The sequence below is a fragment of the Chryseobacterium sp. CG10_8 genome (genome assembly GCF_058117085.1).
Map to the genome: position 1 here is coordinate 1 of NZ_JBYVEB010000190.1, position 2,910 is coordinate 2,910.

3 protein-coding genes are annotated in these 2,910 nt (G+C 33.5%); all 3 read left to right on the forward strand.

Going from position 1 to position 2,910, the window contains the following annotated elements; translation table 11 throughout:
* Nucleotides 1-200 precede the first annotated feature (200 nt).
* A complete protein-coding gene (locus AC4AGG_RS15960) occupies nucleotides 201-710 on the forward strand; it encodes a YceI family protein (protein ID WP_489773014.1) in 510 nt (169 codons plus the stop codon).
* Nucleotides 711-796: 86 nt separating this feature from the next.
* Nucleotides 797-1,624, forward strand: coding sequence for a 4,5-DOPA-extradiol-dioxygenase (ygiD, locus tag AC4AGG_RS15965; RefSeq protein ID WP_489773016.1), 828 nt, complete (start codon nucleotides 797-799; stop codon nucleotides 1,622-1,624).
* 42 nt (nucleotides 1,625-1,666) lie between these two features.
* A partial coding sequence (locus tag AC4AGG_RS15970) for a carboxypeptidase-like regulatory domain-containing protein (protein ID WP_489773015.1) occupies nucleotides 1,667-2,910 on the forward strand: 1,244 nt, incomplete at its 3' end.

The following is a 2,910-nucleotide window of genomic DNA, read 5'->3' on the forward strand; positions in this document are numbered from 1 at the left end:
AAATTAAATCCAATTTATTTTATATTATTATAAAATCTTCCTGTATGATAAACTTTTCATCAAATGAACTACAAATCTGTAGTATCAATTGAAAATTTAAAGAAAAAAAATCTTTCTTATCCTACATCAATGCACCAGTTTTTTTGTCAACCTATCTTTGCCTCATCAAAATAAAGTTTAACTAAAAAATAAAAAATATTATGTCAACAACTTGGAACTTAGACCCAACACACAGTGAAATTACTTTTAGCGTAAAACACATGATGATTTCAAAAGTTAAAGGAAACTTCAACTCTTTTTCTGCAACTTTAGAAAGCGAAGATGATACTTTTAAAAACACAAAGGTTTCAGCAACTGTTAATACAGATTCTATTGACACTAATAATGCAGATAGAGATGCGCATTTGAAAAGTGAAGATTTCTTCAATGCTGCTCAAAATCCAACAATTACTTTTGAAGCATCTTCTTTAAATGGAGATATTACAGGAAATCTAACCATTAATGGCGTTACCAAACCAATCGAATTAGACGTAGATTTCGGAGGAATTGGACAAGATCCATGGGGAAATACCAAAGCTGGTTTTTCTTTCGACGGAAAAATAAAAAGAAGTGACTTCGGATTGAGCTGGAACGCTGCTTTGGAAACTGGAGGTGTTTTGGTTTCTGACGATGTTAAAATTGCAGGAGAATTGCAGTTTGTAAAAGCGTAAAAAAGAAAGGAAGCAAGGAGATGGAAGTGGGAAGTTCAAAAATCTTCCTACTTCCATCATCTATCTTCCTACTTCCATCACAAATTATGACTCTCCAAAATCTTTCAAATATTTCTGACGGTTTTCAGAATACTGAAAAAATACCGGTCCTTTTTCTTGGTCATGGTTCTCCGATGAATGCGATTGAGGAAAACCAATTTGTGCGTGGATTTCGAGAGATTTCTAAAACGATACCAAAACCGAACGCAATTCTTTGCATTTCGGCTCATTGGTTTACGAACGGAACTTTTGTAACTTCGGGCGAAAACCAAAAGACAATTCATGATTTTTATGGTTTTCCTAAGGAATTGTTTGATGTACAATATCCTGCAAATGGAAATCCTGAACTCGCCAAAGAAACGACCGAACTTTTATTTCCAAATTCCGTCATTGAAACGGAAGACTGGGGATTGGACCATGGAGCTTGGAGTGTTCTAAAACATCTGTATCCTGATGCAGATATCCCAGTCATTCAGTTGAGTATTGATTATACCAAACCACCTCAATACCATTTTGATCTTGCAAAAAAACTTCAAAAATTAAGAGAAAAAGGAATCTTAATCATCGGAAGTGGAAATATTGTGCACAATCTACGAATGGTAGATTTCAAAAATATTAATACGATTGGTTATGGTTACGATTGGGCAATTGAAGCTCGTGAAAAAACCAATAATTGGCTACTTGACGGAGATTTCCAAAATTTAATTGACTATCAAGCACAAGGAACATTATTACAAGCTGCAATTCCTACACCTGATCATTTTTTGCCGTTAATTTATTCTTTAGGTTTAAAGGATAAGTCGGAGAGTTTAACATTATTCAACGACGAATTGATTGCTGGAAGTTTGAGCATGACGAGTGTCAAAATTGGATAAAATTCACTTATATTTTCTATCTTAGTTTCACAAATTCATGATGTGAAAATTCTGCAATTACTTTTATTCTTATCAGTATTCAACTTTCTTAATGCTCAAGTTGTTTCTGGTAAAATAGTAACCGAAAATGAGACACCAATTCCTGAGGTTAACATCTATCTCGATGGAACCAAAATATCAACAATTTCTACAAGCGATGGTAGTTTTCAACTTGATGTACAAGGGAGAAAGAATGGAAATTTAATTTTTCAAAAGAACGATTACGAGTCAAGTTCCTACCCTCTGAACCTCGCATTGGGAAAATCTGTAAAAGTTATTATTAACCGTATCAAGGAAATTGAAGAAGTCGTTCTCGTTCCTTATACAGAAGAAGCTTATCAAAATAACATCAATTACTTTCTAGACCACTTTATTGGCTATGATAGAGCAAATGTTAAAATAAAAAATCAGCGATCACTCAAATTTTCATACGATAAAAAGAACAAGTTGCTAAAAGTAAAAGCTCCAAAAACTTTAATTATCGAAAATCAAAATCTGGGCTACACCATTCAATACAATCTTATAAATTTCGAAGCTGATTTCAAAAAACAAAGTTTCACCTATTTGGGAACATCTTTTTTTAAAGAAAACGGAGACAAAAAGAAATATGTCATCAACCGAGTAAATGCCTACAAAGGAAGCATGATGCATTTTCTGCGTAGTGTATATAATAACGAACTAGAAAAAGAAGGCTTCATTGTCAATCATGCGAGGCGGGTTCCCAATCCAAACTATCCTACCGAAGCTGAACTAAAGAAACTAGAAGATTATTTTGCATTTTTAAAAACTCAAAAAACAGTATCCTTAAAATTGGACGCTGAATTAGAAGACATTTCAAGGAGAAAGAGTAAAAACACGCCTTTTTTAATGGCTATTTTGAAAACAAAGCTTAAGGAATCTGATTTTACTAAAAGAGAAAACTCGCAACTCTATTTTGATTTCAAAGACTTACTTCAAGTAAATTATCAAAAATATGACTATGAGCATACCAAAGGGGGGAGTCGCACCATCGGGAACACCAAGAACTCAAAGTTCCATTATTCATCTCGAAGCATTGAATTTCGAAATTTTCCTGGAAGGTGTAACCTCAGATCCGGATCTACTGATTATAGAAGGAGATATTTCTCAGCATGGCGTTTCAAAACTTTTGCCATTGGATTATCAATTAGGAGATTAAAACCAATCTTCATAAGACCCCAAAAACAAAAAGCCTCAAAGAAATTGTCTTTGAGGCTTTTTTATGATAT